The 18792-nt window shown below is 70.3% G+C and carries 17 protein-coding genes; 14 read left to right on the top strand and 3 right to left on the bottom strand.

What is annotated here, in order from left to right; genetic code table 11:
* Positions 1–62 precede the first annotated feature (62 nt).
* On the bottom strand, positions 63–2063 hold the full coding sequence (locus AB0C82_RS12135; RefSeq protein ID WP_362839477.1) for an NAD-binding lipoprotein: 2001 nt from the start codon (positions 2061–2063) through the stop codon (positions 63–65).
* Between the two features lie 320 nt (positions 2064–2383).
* Here AB0C82_RS12135 and AB0C82_RS12130 point away from each other — a divergent pair, with 320 nt between their 5' ends.
* Positions 2384–4069 carry a hydrogenase maturation protein gene (locus AB0C82_RS12130; protein ID WP_362839475.1) on the top strand — a complete coding sequence of 562 codons (1686 nt, stop codon included), beginning with the start codon at positions 2384–2386 and terminating at the stop codon, positions 4067–4069.
* Between the two features lie 22 nt (positions 4070–4091).
* Here the strand turns inward: AB0C82_RS12130 and hypB are convergent, their stop codons facing one another.
* Together hypB and AB0C82_RS12120 are read right to left on the bottom strand one after the other, a co-directional pair.
* The gene (hypB, locus tag AB0C82_RS12125; RefSeq protein WP_362839472.1) at positions 4092–4814 is read right to left on the bottom strand and encodes a hydrogenase nickel incorporation protein HypB; all 723 of its coding nucleotides are present in this window, start codon (positions 4812–4814) and stop codon (positions 4092–4094) included.
* 54 nt (positions 4815–4868) lie between these two features.
* Positions 4869–5198, bottom strand: a complete 330-nt coding sequence (locus AB0C82_RS12120; RefSeq protein ID WP_362839470.1) for a hydrogenase maturation nickel metallochaperone HypA — start codon at positions 5196–5198, stop codon at positions 4869–4871.
* Between the two features lie 259 nt (positions 5199–5457).
* Here AB0C82_RS12120 and AB0C82_RS12115 point away from each other — a divergent pair, with 259 nt between their 5' ends.
* The 13 genes from AB0C82_RS12115 (at position 5458) to AB0C82_RS12055 (ending at position 18708) form a co-directional block, all read left to right on the top strand.
* A complete protein-coding gene (locus tag AB0C82_RS12115) occupies positions 5458–6513 on the top strand; it encodes a hydrogenase expression protein HypE (protein ID WP_362839467.1) in 1056 nt (351 codons plus the stop codon).
* Positions 6514–6558: 45 nt separating this feature from the next.
* Positions 6559–8352, top strand: coding sequence for a nickel-dependent hydrogenase large subunit (locus AB0C82_RS12110; protein WP_362839464.1), 1794 nt, complete (start codon positions 6559–6561; stop codon positions 8350–8352).
* Positions 8352–9293 (top strand): NifU family protein, encoded by a 942-nt coding sequence (locus tag AB0C82_RS12105; protein WP_362839462.1) that lies wholly within the window; start codon positions 8352–8354, stop codon positions 9291–9293. Before AB0C82_RS12110 ends, AB0C82_RS12105 begins: the two co-directional genes overlap by 1 nt.
* A complete protein-coding gene (locus AB0C82_RS12100; protein ID WP_362839459.1) occupies positions 9290–9943 on the top strand; it encodes a DUF5947 family protein in 654 nt (217 codons plus the stop codon). Before AB0C82_RS12105 ends, AB0C82_RS12100 begins: the two co-directional genes overlap by 4 nt.
* Complete coding sequence (locus AB0C82_RS12095) at positions 9940–10581, top strand: DUF6084 family protein (protein ID WP_362839456.1); 642 nt, start codon at positions 9940–9942, stop codon at positions 10579–10581. The genes AB0C82_RS12100 and AB0C82_RS12095 overlap by 4 nt, the downstream gene beginning before the upstream one ends.
* Positions 10578–11981 carry a hypothetical protein gene (locus AB0C82_RS12090; RefSeq protein WP_362839454.1) on the top strand — a complete coding sequence of 468 codons (1404 nt, stop codon included), beginning with the start codon at positions 10578–10580 and terminating at the stop codon, positions 11979–11981. Before AB0C82_RS12095 ends, AB0C82_RS12090 begins: the two co-directional genes overlap by 4 nt.
* Positions 11982–12134: 153 nt before the next feature.
* A complete protein-coding gene (locus AB0C82_RS12085) occupies positions 12135–12347 on the top strand; it encodes a hypothetical protein (RefSeq protein WP_362839451.1) in 213 nt (70 codons plus the stop codon).
* Between the two features lie 7 nt (positions 12348–12354).
* Positions 12355–12876 (top strand): hydrogenase maturation protease, encoded by a 522-nt coding sequence (locus AB0C82_RS12080; RefSeq protein ID WP_362839448.1) that lies wholly within the window; start codon positions 12355–12357, stop codon positions 12874–12876.
* 2 nt (positions 12877–12878) lie between these two features.
* On the top strand, positions 12879–15431 hold the full coding sequence (gene hypF, locus AB0C82_RS12075; RefSeq protein WP_362839445.1) for a carbamoyltransferase HypF: 2553 nt from the start codon (positions 12879–12881) through the stop codon (positions 15429–15431).
* Positions 15432–15479: 48 nt separating this feature from the next.
* Positions 15480–15776 carry a HypC/HybG/HupF family hydrogenase formation chaperone gene (locus AB0C82_RS12070; protein WP_362839442.1) on the top strand — a complete coding sequence of 99 codons (297 nt, stop codon included), beginning with the start codon at positions 15480–15482 and terminating at the stop codon, positions 15774–15776.
* The gene (gene hypD, locus AB0C82_RS12065; protein WP_362839439.1) at positions 15773–16876 is read left to right on the top strand and encodes a hydrogenase formation protein HypD; all 1104 of its coding nucleotides are present in this window, start codon (positions 15773–15775) and stop codon (positions 16874–16876) included. The genes AB0C82_RS12070 and hypD overlap by 4 nt, the downstream gene beginning before the upstream one ends.
* Before the next feature lie 8 nt (positions 16877–16884).
* The gene (gene hypE, locus AB0C82_RS12060; RefSeq protein WP_362839436.1) at positions 16885–17991 is read left to right on the top strand and encodes a hydrogenase expression/formation protein HypE; all 1107 of its coding nucleotides are present in this window, start codon (positions 16885–16887) and stop codon (positions 17989–17991) included.
* A complete protein-coding gene (locus tag AB0C82_RS12055; protein ID WP_362839434.1) occupies positions 17992–18708 on the top strand; it encodes a DUF6390 family protein in 717 nt (238 codons plus the stop codon).
* The last annotated feature ends 84 nt before the right edge of the window (positions 18709–18792 follow it).

Raw genomic sequence — 18792 nt, 5'->3', positions numbered from 1 at the left:
ACGCAGCCGCCGGCGCCCGGACCACCGGGGCAGACATCTGTTTGGCATGCCGGACGGCCCGGTCAGTCAACTGGCTGGTTGTCTCTCCGTTGCGCACCGATCGCGTCGGGGGCTGTCGTGTCGGCGCGGCCCGGCAGGACGGGAGGCACCTTGGCGGTGCCGGGGTCCGCCACCACCACCACATGGTCCCCGGCGCTCCAGACGCGCCGTTCGTCCTTCGGCGGATTGAGCCGGATCCCCTGGTCCGCGAGCCCGGCGGGGACATCGCAGCGGCGGTAGCCGATCGCGCACTCGCCACGGTCGCGCGCGGCGGCGACGACGGTGGCGAAGGACGCCTCGGCGCCCGGGCGGATGTACGCACTCGCGGGGCGCAGGCACACGGTGGCGCCGTCCGCGGAGAACAACTCGTCGAAGACCGGAACCAGGTGCCGGTTGTGCGCGATCTGCGCCATCAGCAGGCCTGTCAGCTTTCCGCTCACGATGACATCGGAGCCCGTGCCGACCGGCGCCAGCAGCCGGTTGCGGTCATCGGTGAGTTCGGTGACGACGCGCACCTCATGTCCGGTGCGCTCTGCCAGAAGTCGAAGGGACAGCAGGGTGACCAAGGTCCAGTCGTCGGGGCGGTGCGGACCGTCGCCCCGGTCCGGACCGAGCACGACCAGCCCGTCGTACGGGCCGATGTCGAGTCCGAGCAGGGTTTCGGGCCGCGACAGGGCCGCCGACCGGAAGCGCACGTACGGCCCCGTGGGCGTCACGCCTTCCCGCTCCGGCTCTCTCGGCCCCGGTACGGCGCTGTCGGTGACCACGTCGAGGACCGAGCCGGCAACGGCCGTGCGCAGCAACTGGCCGACGACGAGGGGTGCCCGCCGGTTCCAGCCGAGCAGCAGGAGCCGTGCCGGGCCGACCTGCGCCGACGGGGCCGAAACGATCACCGAGCGGTCGACCAGGTGCCGGCAGTCGTCCGTCCGTGTGCTCCCGTCGTCTCGGGCGAGCACGATCAGCCGGCTGCCCGGCAGGACGACTGTGCCGGCCGGCGGGTTCAGCAGCGTACGGCCCTCGGGGGTGAGCAGTCCGACCACGCAGGAGTTCGGGTGGCTCAGCAGGGCCGCCCCGAAGGAGCGGTTCGCGAACGTGTCGGCATCGGCGAGGTGGAACTCGTCGCCGGCGAAGTCGAGGAGGTCGCGAAGGACGTGCGACAGGCCGGACTGGCCGACGCACCGGGCGATCAGCCGGGCCGTGACCGTGTCGGTCTCCAGCACCGTGCCGTGCGGACCGGCGGCCAGCCGCGCCGGAGCGCGGTACCGGTCGTCCCGCACCGCGGCGAGCACCGGCGGCCCGTCCGCCCCCTCACCCAGGACCGCGCGCAGCGCCAGGAGGATGCGCAGCACCTCGGCGTCCGCCGCAGGCTCCGCCGACGGCAGGACCAGCACCGTGCCCGCCGTCCGGGGGCTGACGAGCGCGAGCACGTCCGGGTCGCCGGCGGGACCACTGCGGCAGATGATCCGGGCCCTTGCGGCCGGGGGGACCCGGGCGGCCAGCACCCGTTCCATCTCGGCCTTGTCCTGGTCCGCGAGCAGCACGATGGCGCGCGGCCGGTGCGGGGCCTGGGCGGCGACCAGTTCACTCACCACGGTGGCCACCTGATCCGACCAGCCGAGCACCACGACATGCCCGTGCTCCAGGACCGTCGACCGTCCCCGGCTCAGCTCCGTCATCCGCTCGGCCAGGCCCGTCGTGATGACCCCGACCAGGGTCGACACGCAGAGCAGGGCGACAAGCCCGAGCAGGGCCGAGAGCGCCAGGCGCAGCGGTGTGCCGTCGGCCGCGCCCAGGCGCAGCGTCTCCGCACTGGTCCGCCACGCCGCCGTCAGCCGCCCCGACAGCGACGGAGGCGAGCCGGGATCCGTCCACACGAGCAGCGTGCTCACCGGGAGGACCACGGCCAGGCAGGTGATCACCAGCCAGCCCATGAGGGTGCCGGTGGAGCGGGCCAGCGTACGGTCGAAGCGGTAGCGTGCCCGGTCCCGCAGCGAGACCCGCGGCCGCCCCTTGGCTGTTCCCACTGCCACTCCCCCTCGCCCGCCGCCGGGCACCTCACCAGGGGTACGGCACCCCCGCCGCCCCTGCGAAACAGTGCTGCCCCAGGTGCCGGGACACGCCGGGTTCGCTGGCCGGTTCACCCTTTCGGGAAGGCGGCCCGGGTTGCCCAAGAGGCAGGCGGGCCCGACCGGGCCGCACGCGTGGACCCGTCACCGACGTCGCCGTGCACCGGCTGTGCACCTTCGAGTGAAATCCGGGGGTTCTCCGGGCGAGTACGCCCCGGTGAGCGAGAATTTACGCTCCGCTCGACCGGAACGGACCGCAGCCACCGGGAGAGATCGTCGTGCACATCCTGCTTCTCGCGAGCGCCTTCAACAGCCTCACGCAACGTGTCCGGGCCGAGCTCACGGACCACGGGCACTCCGTGGCCGTGCAGCTCATGCACGAGGAGGGCCACGCCCTGGAGGCCGTGCGCCGGGAGTCCCCGGACCTCGTCGTAGCCCCGTATCTCAAGTCCGCGATTCCGAGGGACGTGTGGTCGGTCCACACCTGCCTCATCGTCCACCCGGGGCCGGTCGGCGACCGGGGGCCCTCCTCCCTCGACTGGGCCGTCCACGGGGAGGCGGACAGCTGGGGCGTCACGGTCCTGCAGGCGAATGCGGAGATGGACGCGGGCGACGTGTGGGCGTCCGTGCCCTGTTCGCTGCCCCCGGTGGGCAAGAGCGACCTGTACCGCAACGAGGTCTCGGACGCCGCCGCGGAGGCGGTGCTCCTGGCGGTCGGGCGCTTCGCCTCCGGGACGTACACCCCGGCGCCGCAGACCTCCGGCACCGGCGAGGGCTGCCACCCCCTGTTCCGCCAGTCGATGCGCCGCATCGACTGGCAGTCGGACTCCACGGCGACGGTGGTCCGCAAACTCAGGGCCGCGGACTCCCAGCCCGGCGTGCTCGACGAGATGCTGGGCGGCGAGTGGTTCCTGCACGGCGGGCATCCCGAGCCCCGGCTGAGCGGTCGTCCGGGCGAACTGGTCGCCACCCGGGACGGCGCGATCTGCCGGGCGACCACCGACGGCGCGGTGTGGATCCCCGAGCTGCGGCCCCGGCGGGAGCCTGGCGGTCCGGCCACCTTCAAGCTCCCAGCCACCTCGGCGCTGGCCGGGAGGCTGTCCGCGGTGCCGGAGCGGCCGGCTCCGCTGCACAGGACCGGACACGAGGACACCTGGTCCGAGATCGGCTACCGGGAGGAGGCCGGGACCGGCTTCCTGTCGTTCTCGTTCCGCGGCGGCGCGATGAGCACCGAACAATGCCAACGCCTGCTGAGCGCCTACCGGTTCGCCTGCTCCCGGCCCACCTCGGTGCTGGTCGTCGGCGGCGGCCGGGACTTCTTCTCCAATGGCATCCACCTCAACGTCATCGAGGCGGCGGCCGATCCCGGCGCCGAGTCCTGGGCCAACATCAACGCCATGGACGACCTGGTGGAAGCGGTGCTGACCACCACGGACCGGCTGGTCGTCTCCGCCCTGGCCGGAAACGCCGCGGCGGGCGGGGTGATGCTGGCCCTCGCCGCCGACGAGGTGTGGTGCAGGGCGGGCGCTGTGCTCAATCCGCATTACCGCCTGATGGGGCTGTACGGGTCGGAGTACTGGACGTACACCCTGCCGCGCCGGGTGGGTGCGGCGACGGCCGACCGGCTGATGCGGGACGCCCTGCCGGTCAGCTCCGCGGCGGCACTGCGGCTCGGGCTGATCGACAGGACGATCGAATGCGCTCCCCGGTCGTTCGACTCCGAGGTCGGCGCCCTGGCGACCCGCCTGGCCGCCCTGCCCGCGACGCGGTCCCGTATCAACACGAAGAAGGCGGAGCGCGACCGCGTCGACCTCACTCCGTACCGCGAGGCCGAACTCGCCCACATGCGGCGGATCTTCGCGGACCCGCATCACCCGTACCACGGGCTGCGACGGGCGTTCGTCCGCAAGGAACGCCCCGCGTCCGCCGCGGTTGCCCAGCACCCCCCACGGTCCCGGGGCTGACCACGGTCCGACGGCGGTGCGGCTACGACTGCTGCGCCAGCCAGTCGTACCAGTGGGCCAGACCCTCGCCGGTGGTCGCGGAAACCGTGAGCACGCGCACGTCAGGATTCACCGAGCGGGCGTGCCGCACGCACTGCTCGACGTCGAAGTCGACGTACGGGAGCAGATCGGCCTTGTTGATCAGGATCAGGTCGGCGGCGGCGAACATGTAGGGATACTTCAGCGGCTTGTCGGTGCCCTCGGTGACCGAGATGATCACGACCTTGGTTCGCTCCCCCAGGTCGAACAGGGCGGGGCACACCAGGTTCCCGACGTTCTCGACCATGAGCAACGAGCCCCCGGCCGGTGACAGCGCCGTCAGCGCGTCCCTCATCATCTCCGCGTCGAGGTGGCATCCCGCTCCGGTGTTCACCTGCACCACGGGGCAGCCCGTGCGGCGGATCCGGTCGGCGTCGATCCTGGTCTCCTGATCGCCCTCGACGACCGCCACCGGCCGGCGGCCGCGGAGATCGGTGATGGTGCGTTCGAGCAGGGTGGTCTTGCCGGCGCCGGGTGAGCTCATCACGTTCACGGCCACGACGCCGCGGTCGTTCATCCACGTCCGGTTGCGGGCCGCGAGAAGGTCGTTCTTGGCGAGCACCTTCTGCTCGATGGTGACGGTCTCGCCGGCGCTGTTCGGCTGAAGACGCCCGTACGGATGAGGATGCGGATGTCCGTGGTCCGGTGCATCATCCTCCCGCAGCATGACGATCCTGGTCCCGCCGGACTCCTCGGAACAGCCGCAGGTTCCGCACATGGTTCAGCCCACTTTCATGGAGACGATCTGCAGTTCCTGTCCCGATGTGATCTCCACATCCGCGCTGCCGCAGGGACACAGCAGAATCAGGTCGGTCAGGGTGAATTCGACGGCACAGGTGCGACAGCGGCCGGCGCCGGGCGGCTGGTCGATCTCCAACAGCGCCCCCTCGGCCGCCGTTCCCTCCGTGACCAGGCCGAAGCAGAACCGCATCGATTCGGGCACCACAGCTGTGAGCACACCCACGCGGACGCGGACCGACCGGACCGGACGCCCCGCGGCGCGTTCGCACACCGACTCGACGACGCTCTGTGTGATGGCCAGCTCGTGCACCGGTGCCTCGTCCTTCCGCGGGTGGCTCCGACCGTAGGGCCATGAAGGGAGGGTGGCACCGTCCGACCGGACCGGTCCCCCGGCCGGATCACCCGGACGGCCCACCGTATGCGGTCATTCGGCCCCCGGGCATGGGGCGGGGACGGAGATTCCCCGTGTTGCCGATGCACTCGAATCGAGGCGTGATGGTAGCAATGTGCGCATACCCATCCAAGGAGCCGATGGCCGGTGGGCCGTCATCCTGAAAGGCGGCACTGCCATGCCGACAGAGGAAGCGGTAAAGGCGGAGGAAACACTGATCCACGTACTGTGGATCAACGCGGGACTGAGCTGTGACGGCGACTCTGTCGCTCTGACCGCCGCCACTCAGCCGAGCATCGAGGAAATCGCACTCGGCGCCCTGCCAGGACTTCCGCAGGTTGCGGTCCACTGGCCGCTCATCGACTTCGAATGCGGGCCCAACGGCGGCGCGGACGATTTCCTCGAATGGTTCTTCAAGGCCGATCGCGGAGAACTGGAACCGTTCGTCCTCGTGGTCGAGGGATCCATCCCGAACGAGAAACTGCACGACGAGGGGTACTGGTGCGGATTCGGCAACGATCCCGCCACCGGCCAGCCGATGACCACCAGCGAATGGCTCGACCGGCTCGCCCCGAAGGCCACCGCGATCGTCGCGGTCGGCACCTGCGCGACGTACGGCGGCATCCACGCCATGGCGGGCAACCCGACCGGCGCGATGGGGGTCCCCGACTACCTGGGCTGGGACTGGAAGTCCAAGGCCGGGATCCCGATCGTGTGCGTCCCCGGCTGCCCGATCCAGCCGGACAACCTGTCGGAGACACTCACCTACCTGCTCTACATGGCCACCGACCAGGCTCCGATGATCCCGCTCGACGAGGCGCTGCGGCCGACGTGGCTGTTCGGAGCCACAGTCCACGAGGGCTGCGACCGGGCCGGGTACTACGAGCAGGCGGACTTCGCGACGGAGTACGGCTCGCCGAAGTGCATCGTCAAGCTCGGCTGCTGGGGCCCCACGGTCAAGTGCAACGTGCCCAAGCGCGGCTGGATGAACGGCATCGGCGGCTGCCCCAACGTCGGTGGGATCTGTATCGGCTGCACCATGCCCGGGTTCCCGGACAAGTTCATGCCGTTCATGGACGAACCCCCCGGCGGAAAGCTCTCGACCAACGCGGTCGGACTGTACGGGTCGACGATGCGGCGCCTGCGCCACATCACCACCCACACCCTGGACCGCGAACCGAAATGGCGTAAGCCTGGCAGGGAACTCAAGACCGGCGCCACACGCACCTGGTAAGTGACCGCGAAATCACCGCAACGGACAGAAAGATGAGGCGGCGCAATGACCGCGACGCAGCACAAGGGTGCCGGAGGAGGCCGGGGGCAGAATGACCTGGTCGAAATGGCGTGGGATCCCATTACCCGGATCGTCGGCAGCCTGGGCATCTACACGAAGATCGACTTCAAGCAGAAGGTGGTCGCTGAGTGCCACAGCACCAGTTCCATCTTCCGCGGCTATTCGGTCTTCATGAAGGGAAAGGATCCGCGGGACGCGCACTTCATCACTAGTCGCATCTGCGGAATCTGCGGTGACAACCACGCCACGTGTTCCTGTTACGCGCAGAACATGGCGTACGGGGTGAAGCCGCCGCACCTCGGCGAATGGATCGTGAATCTCGGCGAGGCCGCGGAGTACATGTTCGACCACAACATCTTCCAGGAGAACCTGGTCGGGGTCGACTACTGCGAGAAGATGGTCGCGGAGACCAACCCCGGGGTGCTGGAGCAGGCCAACCGCACCCCCTCACCGCACGCCGACGCCCACGGGTACAAGACCATCGGCGACATCATGCGGTCGCTGAACCCGTTCACCGGCGAGTTCTACCGCGAGGCCCTCCAGGTCAGCCGTATGACCCGGGAGATGTTCTGTCTGATGGAGGGCCGGCACGTCCATCCCTCCACGCTGTATCCCGGCGGCGTAGGCACCGTGGCGACCATTCAGCTGATGACGGACTACATCACCCGGCTCCAGCGGTACGTCGAGTTCATGAAGAAGGTCGTGCCGATGCACGACGATCTCTTCGACTTCTTCTACGAAGCCCTGCCGGGGTACGAGCAGGTCGGCAACCGGCGCATCCTGCTGGGCTGCTGGGGCTCCTTCCAGGACCCGGAGTACTGCAACTTCGAGTACAAGGACATGACCGACTGGGGACGCAAGATGTATGTCACCCCCGGTGTGGTCGTCGACGGGAAGCTGGTCACCACCGACCTGGTGAAGATCAACCTCGGCATCCGGATCCTGCTCGGTTCGTCGTACTACAACGACTGGGACGAGCAGGAGACGTTCGTCTCCCACGACCCGCTGGGCAATCCGGTCGACCGGCGCCACCCGTGGAACCAGCACACCAACCCGCAACCGCAGAAGCGGGATCTGGACGACAAGTACAGCTGGGTCATGTCACCGCGGTGGTTCGACGGCAAGGACTACCTGGCTCTCGACACGGGTGGCGGGCCGCTCGCGCGGCTGTGGACCACAGCGCTGGCCGGGCTGGTCGACATCGGCTACATCCAGGCCACCGGCCACAGCGTCAAGATCAACCTCCCCAAGACCGCGCTCAAGGGGCCGGTGGAGCTGGAGTGGCACGTCCCGAAGTGGAGCAACACCATCGAGCGCAACCGGGCCCGCAGCTACTTCCAGGCGTACGCGGCCGCCTGCGCGCTCCACTTCGCGGAGAAGGCGCTCGTGGAGATCCGCTCGGGAAACACCAAGACCTGGGAGAAGTTCGAGGTGCCCGAAGAGGGGGTGGGCTGCGGGTTCACCGAGGCGGTACGCGGTGTCCTCTCGCACCACATGGTGATCCGGGACGGAAAGATCGCCAACTACCATCCGTATCCGCCGACTCCCTGGAACGCGAGCCCTCGCGACACGTACGGCACTCCCGGTCCCTACGAGGACGCCGTACAGGGCCAGCCGATCTTCGAGGAGAACGACCGGGAGCACTTCAAGGGCATCGACATCATGCGCACGGTTCGCAGCTTCGACCCCTGTCTCCCCTGCGGCGTGCACATGTATCTCGGCGAGGGCAAGAAGCTGGAACTCCTGCACTCCCCCACCCAGTCCGCGGGCAGCGAGTGATGGCGCAGGAGGAATCCCCGGCCGCGCCCGACTGGCGTGCGACCGGTGAACGCATCGACACGCTGATCGCCGCCAGCGCCTCGGGCGGCGCGGTCGCCCGCGAACGCAGCGAGGAACTGGTCCGGCTCGTCGCCGACTTCTACGGCGCCGGGCTGGAACGGCTGCTCGACCTCGTGCACGAGCAGGGGCGGCTGGACGACGACGTCCTGGCCGCTCTGGCCGGCGACGACCTGGTGGCCAGCGTCCTGCTGGTCCACGGGCTGCACCCGTACGGCGTGGAGACCCGGGTCGAGCAGGCGCTGGAGAGTGTGCGGCCGTATCTGGGGTCGCACGGCGGTGATGTCGAGCTGCTCGCTGTCACCGACGAGGGCACCGTCCGGTTGCGGATGCTGGGCAGTTGCGACGGCTGCCCTTCGTCCACGGTCACGCTCAAGCTGGCCGTGCAGGGGGCGGTGGAGGCCGCGGCTCCGGAGATCACCTCGATCGAGGTCGAGACCGCGGCCGACGAGGAAACCGGGGCGGCGGGGCCGCTGGTGCCGGTGGACTCTCTGTTCGCCCGGCTGCACGCGGACGCTGCCGCCGGCGACGACGGCGCCTTCTGGCAGGTCGTGCCGGAACTGTCGGGGCTGGAGCCCGGCGCCGTGGCCCGGGTGGACGTCGGCAGAATGCCGGTGGTGGTCTGCCGCGTCGGCGCGGACCTCCTCGCCTTCGAGGACCGGTGTGCGCGCTGCGAGCGGCCGTTCGAGGGCGCCACGCTGACGCGGCGGCTGGGCGGCGGGCCCGCAGACGCGATCCTTCGCTGCGCCGGGTGCCGTGCCCACTACGACGTGCGGCGGGCCGGGGTCTGCCTCGACGAGGACGGTGTGCACCTGGCCCCGCTGCCCCTGCTTTCGGACGGTGCGGCGGTCTCCGTTTCGGTGCCCGCGGCGGTGGCGCCGTGATCGCGGCCGGCCGTTCCGCCTCCCCCGCATCCACCCTGCTGCGCCTCACGCGCAACCGGCCGCAGCCGCCTGCCGGTGAGCGCTGCGAGATGTGTGCGGCGCCGATCGGCGAGGACCACCCCCACGTGGTGAACCTCGACAGCCGCGCCCTGATGTGCGGCTGCCGGGCCTGCTATCTGCTGTTCACCGACGAGGGGGCACAGCTGCGCTACCGGGCGGTCCCCGATCGCTATCTGCACTTCGACGGGCTGACCGTGGACGGGCGCGCCTGGGACGAACTGCAGATCCCCGTAGGGCTCGCCTTCCTGTTCCGCAACTCCGTCATGGACCGCATGGTCGCGTTCTACCCGGGCCCCGCCGGGGCCACCGAGTCGGAGCTGCCGCTGGACGCCTGGGCGGCCGTCGTCGAGTCGAGCCCGGAACTCACCGTGCTGCGTCCCGACGTGGAGGCGCTGCTGATCCGGCGCACGGCAGAGAGCGGCGGATCGTGCCATCTGGTGCCGATCGACGCCTGTTACGAACTGGTGGGTCAACTGCGCACACTGTGGCGCGGGTTCGACGGCGGCTCCGAGGCGCGTGCCGCGACGGACGGCTTCTTCGCTCGGGTGGCGGACCGCAGCCGGCCCGCCGCCGGGATCGGGGCGCGGTGAACGACTTCGTGTTCTCCGTGCTCGACGTGTTCGCCGAGCCGTACGCGGCCGCGCCGCAGCTCACCGCTCGACTGCGGATCGAGGAGCGGACGGGCCGGCGCATCCACGCCATCGCGCTGCACTGCCAGGTCCGCATCGAGCCGCAGCGACGCCACTACGACGATGCCGAACAGAGCGGGCTGGTGGCACTGTTCGGCGGCCGGGAACGCTGGACTGACACCTTGAAGCCGTTCCAGTGGATGAGCTGCGACACCACGGTGCAGGGGTTCAGCGGCGCGACCGAGGTGGACCTCGCCCTGCCCTGCACGTACGACTTCGACGTGATCGGTTCCCGCTATCTGCACGCCCTGGGAGAGGGCTCGGTCCCCCTTGTCCTGATGTTCTCCGGCACGGTCTTCACCCGCGGCAGCAAGGGCTTCGGGGTCGAGCAGGTGCCGTGGGACTGCGAGGCCCGGTACGCGATGCCGGTCGAGGTGTGGCGGCGCATGGTGGCGGCGCACTTCCCGAACACCGGGTGGATCAGGCTGGACCACGAGGTGCTCGCGCGCTTCGCGGACTTCCGGGCCCGGCGCGGGCTGATCAGCTGGGACGAGACGGTCCAGGCACTCCTGGCCGAGCACGACGAGGTGGTCCTGTGAGCCTTGACCAGGTGCGTTCGATCGCCGACGCCGTCCTCTACGAGGGGTACCTCCTCTACCCGTACCGGGCGAGCTCGAACAAGAACCGCTCACGTTGGCAGTTCGGAGTCCTCGGCCCGCCGCACGCCTCGGCGGCGAGTTTCAGCGAGGAGCCGGAGATGGAGATGCAGTGTCTGCTGGCACCGGGCGACGGGCCGGCGGCCGTCACCATGCATCTGCGCTTCCTCCAGCTCCAGGTCCGCGAGGTACGGACCACGGGCGAGGACGGGGTGGACAGACCGGTCGACCACCTCACCGTCGACGGGGTGTCGGTGATGTCCTGGGACGAGGCGGTCGAACAGGAAGTCGTCCTGACGGCCTTGCCGTTGACGCAGGAGGCGGACTCCGTCCACCAGGTCCCGGGCGGTGAGGACATCGAGCCGGTGACCGACGCACAGGGCGTGGAGGTGGGCCGGATCGTACGGCGCCGACTGCCGTTGGCGTTCCGGGTCCGTGCGCGACCCGTCGTCGACGGCGGATACGTACGCCTCTCCGTGGCGGTACGCAACGAGCACCCGGAGCCGGCCGTCACCAAGGACGCGGCGATCCGGTCCTCGCTGATCGGCGCGCACCTCCTGATCCGGGCGCACGACGCGGAGTTCGTCTCACTGCTCGAACCGCCCGCCGGGGCGGCGGCAGCCGCCGGCCGGTGCCGACAGCGCAGGTGCTGGCCCGTGCTGGTCGGGCCGAAGGGGACGACAGACACCCTGCTCGGCGCGCCGATCATCCTCTACGACTACCCGGAGGTCGCCGAGCAGAGCCCCGGCGCGCTGTTCGACTCGACCGAGATCGACGAGATCCTCACCCTCCGGGTCATGACCATGACGGAGGAGGAGAAGGCGGAGGCCCGGGCCACCGATCCCCGCGCCCGGGAGATCATCGACCGGTGCGACGGCATGTCGCCCGCCGACCTCCAACAGCTGCACGGACTGCTGCGCGACCCCCACCCGCCCGAGGCGGCGGCTCTCGTGGGGAAGGCGGCCGACGTCCGGGACGTCGAGCCCGCCACCTTCGACACCGCGGGCGCACCCTGGTGGGATCCGGCGGCCGATGCCTCGGTACGGCCCGGGAGCGACGCGGTGCTGATCGACGGGGTCCGGGTGGCCAAGGGCAGCCTGGTCCGGGTCCATCCGTCCCGGCGGGCCGACGCACAGGACCTGTTCTTCGCCGGCCAGGTGGCACGGGTGACGGCGGTCCTCTCGGACGTGGACGGCGGTACGCACGTCGCCCTGGTCCTCGTCGACGACCCGGCGTCGGACCTGCACGACTGGTACGGCCGCTACTTCTACTTCGCGCCCGATGAGCTGACACCCCTGTCCGTCGAGGAGACGGCGCAGCACCGAGAGGAGAACCAATCGTGAAGAACCTGGGCATCATCACCGTCGGCGTCGCGGCGGCCGTGGCGGTCGTCGCCGTGGGGGTCGGGATCAGGTCGATCCCCGACGTCCGCCGCTACCTGCGAATCCGTTCGATGTGAAACCCCCGATCCGAATGATGTGAGTGAGGAGCACCCCATGGCGGACGCACCGGAGAAGAACAGCGGCGTCGAGGAGGAGCCACAGGAGGAACGGGGCCCGAAGGGGTCCCGCGACACCGGCTCGGACAAACCGGAAGGCGGCCCGGTCGACCGCCCCTCGGGCACCTCGGACGAACGCTCGGACACCTCCGTACAGCCGAAGAAGGCCCAGGACCCGGAATCGCCCGACCTCCAGTCCGGTGGCGGCTGAGCCGAGGATGACGCAAGAACAGGACACGGCCGCCCGGGTGCTGGTGGCGGGCATCGGCAATCTGTTCCTCGGCGACGACGGCTTCGGCCCGGAGGTCGTACGCCGGCTGGCCCGCGCCGAGGGGATGCCCCCGCAGGCCCGGGTGGTGGACTACGGGATCCGCGGAATGCATCTCGCGTACGACCTGCTCGACGGGTACGACGCGCTGGTCCTGGTCGACGCGTACCCCGGGGGCGGCGCCCCCGGGGAGGTGACGGTGCTCCGCATCGGCGCGGAGGACCTCGGTACGGGTGAATTCGACGCCCATGGGATGAATCCGGTCGCTGTACTTGCAAATCTGGATCAATTGGGCGGTACTCTTCCGCTCACCTACCTCGTCGGCTGTCCGCCCGCCGGAGTCGAGGAGGGCATCGGGCTCAGCGAAACAGTCGACAAAGCGGTGCCCGAGGCGATCCAGGCAGTGCACACCCTGGTCCGGCAGCTCGTGCCGGCCGCGTCCCTGAACAGCGCCGAACCCCGGAGACCCTGATCATGTGCCTAGGAATCCCTGGCCGCGTCGTGGAACTCGTGGACGGGTATGCGGGCCAGCTGGCTCTGGTGGACGTGGAGGGCGCCCGACGCCGCGTCAACATCGGCATGCTCGACGAGGCACCCGGTTGCGACGACTGGGTGCTTCTCCACATGGGCTTCGCCGTCGAGCTCATCGACCACGCGAAGGCCCGGGAGGCGCTGTCGGGTCTGGAGATGATGGGCCGCGGCCGGGAGCAGCGGATCCGGCGGAGGTTCGAGGTGCGCGGTGTCGTGCAGGGCGTGGGCTTCCGGCCCTTCGTCTACGTCACCGCCTCGGAGCTGATGCTCACGGGTTCCGTGACCAACACCGGCGACGGAGTGCTCGCCGAGGTCGAGGGACCGGCCGAGGCCGTGGAGGAGTTCGGCCGCCGGCTCCGTACCGACGCCCCGCCGCTCGCGGTCGTCGAGGACGTGCGCACGAGCGACCGGCCGACGCGCGGGGGTACGGGCTTCGCCATCGAGCGCTCCAGCGCGTCCGGCCGGGCCAGAACGCTCGTCTCGCCCGACATCGCCACCTGCCGTGACTGCCTCGACGAGCTCGGCGATCCGTCGAACCGGCGCTACCGCCACCCGTTCATCACGTGCACGCACTGCGGCCCCCGCTTCACGATCGTCACCGGCCTTCCGTACGACCGGGGCGCCACCACGATGGCGGACTTCGAGATGTGCGGGGCCTGCCGGGCGGAGTACGAGGATCCGCGCGACCGGCGCTTCCACGCCCAGCCGATCGCCTGTCACGACTGCGGACCGCGGCTCGAACTCGTCGGCAAGGACGGTGTGTCCCCGTCCCACGACGCGAACGCGCTGCGGACCGCGCGGGAGCTCCTCGCCGGCGGCGGGATCGTCGCGGTCAAGGGCCTCGGGGGCTATCACCTGGTGTGTGACGCCCGCAACGATGACGCCGTGACCGAGCTGCGCCGACGCAAACAGCGCGCCGGCAAGCCCTTCGCGGTCATGGTCCCGGGCCTCGACGTCGCACGGGAGCTGGTGACCCTCACGGAGGACGAGGAAGAGCTCCTGACCTGTGGCCGCCGGCCGATCGTGCTCCTCCCCCGGCACCCCGGCCGGGCCGGGGCGGGGGTGTCCGAAGCCGTGGCACCCGGCAGTCCTCACCTCGGACTACTGCTTCCGTACACCCCGTTGCACGTCCTGCTCTTCGGAATCGGTGACGACCGGCCGGGCCCGGACGCACTGGTGATGACGTCGGCCAATCTGTCGGGCGAGCCGATCGTCACGGATGACGGGGACGCGCTGACCGTCCTCGCCCCGCTGGTCGATGCCTGGCTCCGGCACGACCGGCGGATCCATGTGCCGTGCGACGACTCGGTCAGCCGCTATGCGGCCGGTGCTGAACTGCCGCTCCGCCGCTCGCGCGGATACGCCCCGCTTCCGCTCGCGCTGCCCTTCGACGTTCCCCCGACGCTCGCCGTGGGCGCCGATCTGAAGAACACCTGCGCGGTGGCCGAAGGCCGTTACGCCTGGCTGAGCCAGCACATCGGAGACATGGACGACCTGTCCACGGTCGACGGGCTCACCCGGATCGAGAAGCACCTGGAGGACCTCACCGGGGTGGCGCCCGCCGGGCTGGTGGCCGACCGTCACCCCGGTTACCGCTCAGGCGACTGGGCCCGCGCCCACGCGGCCGGACGGCCGGTCCGCACGGTGCAGCACCACCACGCGCACATCGCGTCCGTGATGGCGGAGCACGGCCTGGGCGCGGACGAGCGCGTGATCGGCGTCGCCTTCGACGGCACCGGCCACGGCGACGACGGGGCGGCCTGGGGCGGCGAGGTCCTGGTGGCCGGCTACGCGTCGTTCCGCAGGGCCGCGCACCTCGGTTACGTACCGCTGGCCGGGGGCGACGCGAGCGTCCTGCGTCCGTACCGGATGGCCCTCGCTCATCTGCACGCGGCAGGCGTCCCCTGGGACGAGGACCTGCCCGCGGCCCAAGCCTGCCCACCCGCTGAACGCGGCGTACTGGCACACCAGTTCGCCACCGGCTTCGGCTGCGTGCCCACGTCGGGAATGGGCCGGCTCTTCGACGCGGTCGCCTCCCTGGCCGGCGTCCGGCACGAGGTGGCCTACGAGGCGGAGGCGGCCATGGAGCTGGAGGCACTGGCCCGCTCCGCGGCGGCCGGCTTCGCGACGCAGGAGGGCGGCTACCGCTTCGGAATCCTGCCCGGTACGGGAGAGGAACCCACCGTCGCGGACCCGGGCCCGGTCGTGCGGGCCGTGGTGTCCGACGTGAGGGCCGGTGTTCCCGCCGGGCTGATCGCCGCACGCTTCCACGCCGCCGTCGCCGCCCTTGTGGTCGGCCTCGCGCACCTGTGCCGCAGGGACACCGGCCTCGATGCCGTGGCCCTGGGCGGCGGCGTCTTCCAGAACGCCGTACTGCTCGAAGCGACGCAACGCGGCCTGAGTGAGCGAGGCTTCACCGTCCTGCGGCCGCGGCTGCTCCCGCCGAACGACGGCGGGATCGCCCTAGGCCAGCTGATGATCGCCGCATCGGGCTGACGCCGCGGCGACCCGTACCCCACGAGGGATCCACAGAGAAGAGGGACCATGTGTCTGGCTGTTCCGGGGCGTGTCCTCAGTACCGCCGAAGTCGACGGCACGGTGATGGCCGAGGTCGACTTCGGCGGGGTGCGCAAGGAGGTGTGCCTCCAGTACGTCCCTGATGTGACCGTCGGTGAGTACGTCGTCGTGCACGTCGGGTTCGCCATCCAGCGACTCGACGAACGGTCGGCACAGGACACCCTCGCCAACTTCGAGCGCCTCGGCATCCTCGCCGAGGAGTTCGGCGACGGCTTCGAACGCGCGGCTCAGCAGAGCGCATCCCCCGAAGGAGCCGGCCGGTGAAGTACCTCGAAGAGTTCAGCGACCCGGATCTCGCGAAGAAGCTGATCGACCAGATCCACGCGGCCACCACCCGGAAGTGGGCGATGATGGAGGTCTGCGGCGGCCAGACCCACTCGATCATCCGACACGGCATCGACCAACTCCTGCCGGACAGCGTGGAGATGATCCACGGCCCCGGATGTCCCGTCTGTGTCACCCCGCTGGAGATGATCGACAGGGCACTGGCGATCGCCGCCCGCCCCGGCGTCATCTTCTGCTCGTTCGGCGACATGCTGCGCGTGCCCGGCAGCAACCAGGACCTGTTCTCCGTCAAGAGCGCCGGCGGCGACGTACGGGTGGTGTACTCACCCCTCGACGCGCTCAGACTGGCCCGTGAGAACCCCGACCGCGAGGTCGTCTTCTTCGGAATCGGCTTCGAGACCACCGCCCCCGCGAACGCCATGACGGTGTACCAGGCCAAGAAGCTGGGGGTGCGCAACTTCTCCCTGCTGGTCTCCCACGTGCTGGTCCCGCCCGCGATCGCCGCGATCATGGAATCCTCGACCTGCCGGGTGCAGGCGTTCCTCGCCGCGGGTCATGTGTGCAGCGTGATGGGAACGGCCGAGTACCCGCCGCTGGCCCAGAAGTACAAGGTGCCGATCGTGGTCACCGGCTTCGAACCCCTGGACATCCTCGAAGGCGTCCGCCGGACCGTCATCCAGCTCGAGGCGGGCCGGTACGAGGTGGAGAACGCCTACCCCCGGGCCGTTCGCGACGAGGGCAACGTACCCGCGATGAAGATGCTCGCCGATGTCTTCGAGGTGACGGACCGGACCTGGAGGGGCATCGGGGCCATTCCCCGTAGCGGCTGGCGGCTCTCCGAGAAGTACCGGGCGTTCGACGCGGAGCAGCGGTTCGACGTGGCGGGCATCCACACCGCCGAGTCGTCGCTCTGCCGGTCGGGCGAGGTGCTCCAGGGTCTCATCAAGCCACATCTGTGCGAGGCGTTCGGCAAGGAGTGCACACCGAGGAACCCGCTCGGCGCAACCATGGTGTCGTCCGAGGGCGCCTGCGCCGCGTACTACACCCACCGCCGGCTCGAACTGGTCGATGCGAAGTGACTGACGCGATGCAAGACGTGACCGAACGGTCCGGAGCGACCGACGTGACGGCGGAAGTGCCCGACCTCGACTTCGAAGGATGGACCTGCCCCGTACCGCTACGGGACACCCCGTCCGTCGTCATGGGCCACGGGGGCGGCGGCGCGATGTCCGCCGAGCTGATCGAGCACCTGTTCCTGCCCGCGTACGGCGCCGCGGCAGCCGCCGACCTCGGTGACTCCGCCGTCCTGCGGGTCGGCTCGGAAACCCGCATCGCCTTCTCCACGGACTCGTTCGTGGTGAAGCCGATGTTCTTCCCCGGCGGGTCGATCGGTGACCTGGCGGTGAACGGTACGGTCAACGACCTGGCCATGTCCGGCGCGACGCCGCTGTTCCTCTCGACCGCCTTCATCCTCGCGGAGGGCACCGAACTGAGCGCCCTCGGCCGGATCGCCCAGGCCGTGGGACGGGCCGCCGAGTCCGCCGGCGTCCGCCTGGTCACCGGGGACACGAAGGTCGTGGAGCGCGCCAGTGGTGACGGCGTCTACATCAACACCTCGGGCATCGGTGTGGTCCCTCCCGGTGTCGACATCCACGCCCGCCGCGCGCGCCCCGGCGACGCCGTGCTCGTCAGCGGTGACATCGGCGTGCACGGGGTGGCCGTGATGAGCTGCCGGGAGGGCCTGGAGTTCGGTACGACGGTCGAGAGCGACACCGCCCCGCTGCACGGGCTGGTCGCCGCGATGCTCGCCACCGGTGCGGACCTCCATACGCTCCGGGATCCCACGCGAGGGGGCGTGTCGGCTTCGCTCAACGAGATCGCCCGCGCCTCGGACGTGGGCATCGAAGTGGTCGAGCGGCTGCTGCCCGTGCCGCCCACGGTGCTGGACGCGTGCAGTCTGCTCGGGCTCGACCCGCTCCAGGTGGCCAATGAGGGCAAGCTGATCGCGATCGTCCCCGCCGAGGACGCGGACCGGGTACTGGCCGCGATGCGGTCCCATCCCCTGGGCAGGTCGGCGTGCAGGATCGGCAGCTGCGTTCCGGACCACGCCGGGATGGTGGTCGCGAAGACCGGGCTGGGCGGGAACCGGGTGATCGGGCTTCCGATCGGCGAACAACTACCGAGGATCTGCTGAGTGAGTGCCGAGGGCGCACTGCTGTTCGCGCGATACGCCTACCCACCCAATGAGCTCGGCTACTGCGGCCCGGCCGACGCGGCGGCTCTCCTCCGCCGTGACGCGACCGCCGACATCGAGCGGCGGGCCAGGCAGTTCGAGGGGGCCTGGTGCTATCTCCAGTTCCTCGCGGAGACTGCCGGGCTCCAGGACCCGCTCGACGTGCGGGTGGTCGAGGCCTACTGGATCGGCGGCGAACTGCTGGACCGAGCCGATCCCGTCGCCCTGCTGGAGCGCATGACCGACCGGTTCCAGGGGCAGCTCGGCGGCACCTGGCGCGAAGCCGGGCGCCGTGCCCTGGCCCATCACAGTTTCCAGGTGTTCGAGGTGTATCCCTGGGCGCCGATGCTGCGGAGAAGCGGCCATCCGACCGCCCTCTCCGTGCTGGACCAGTGCCGCATCCGCACGGGAGTGGTCGTCAGTGCCGACAGCGACGTGGCGACCGTGCGGTCGCGTCCGCTGTGCTGGGACGGCACGGGACTGGTCGTCGGCGCGTGGCGGCAGGAGACCGTGCGCTGCTCCGCCGGCGGGCGGACGCTGATCGACGGGCTCCACCCCGGCGATCGGGTGGCACTGCACTGGGACTGGGTGTGTGATGTGATCACCGACGAACAGGCCCGCCGTATCGAGTCACTTGAGGAGCACCGGCGCACCGCACTGGGTCTGCTCGTCATGTGAACCGGGACGGACCCCCGGTTCCAGCAGGTCCTCCCGTACGCCAGTCGGATCCGGAGGCCCAGGTCGAGACCTGACAGCCGGTCC

Source organism: Streptomyces sp. NPDC048560, assembly GCF_040650955.1.
GTDB lineage: Bacteria > Actinomycetota > Actinomycetes > Streptomycetales > Streptomycetaceae > Streptomyces.
The sequence above is the reverse complement of the archived record's forward strand: the minus strand, read 5'-3'. Positions and strand labels throughout refer to the sequence as shown.

Excerpts from the sequence above, each read along its gene's own strand:
- AB0C82_RS12070 (WP_362839442.1), top strand. The coding sequence starts at position 15,480 with ATGTGTCTGGCTGTTCCGGGGCGTGTCCTCAGTACCGCCGAAGTCGAC.
- AB0C82_RS12115 (WP_362839467.1), top strand. The coding sequence starts at position 5,458 with ATGCCGACAGAGGAAGCGGTAAAGGCGGAGGAAACACTGATCCACGTA.
- AB0C82_RS12110 (WP_362839464.1), top strand. The coding sequence starts at position 6,559 with ATGACCGCGACGCAGCACAAGGGTGCCGGAGGAGGCCGGGGGCAGAAT.
- AB0C82_RS12085 (WP_362839451.1), top strand. The coding sequence starts at position 12,135 with ATGGCGGACGCACCGGAGAAGAACAGCGGCGTCGAGGAGGAGCCACAG.
- hypB (WP_362839472.1), bottom strand. The coding sequence starts at position 4,814 with ATGCTGCGGGAGGATGATGCACCGGACCACGGACATCCGCATCCTCAT.
- AB0C82_RS12080 (WP_362839448.1), top strand. The coding sequence starts at position 12,355 with ATGACGCAAGAACAGGACACGGCCGCCCGGGTGCTGGTGGCGGGCATC.
- AB0C82_RS12105 (WP_362839462.1), top strand. The coding sequence starts at position 8,352 with ATGGCGCAGGAGGAATCCCCGGCCGCGCCCGACTGGCGTGCGACCGGT.
- hypF (WP_362839445.1), top strand. The coding sequence starts at position 12,879 with ATGTGCCTAGGAATCCCTGGCCGCGTCGTGGAACTCGTGGACGGGTAT.
- hypE (WP_362839436.1), top strand. The coding sequence starts at position 16,885 with ATGCAAGACGTGACCGAACGGTCCGGAGCGACCGACGTGACGGCGGAA.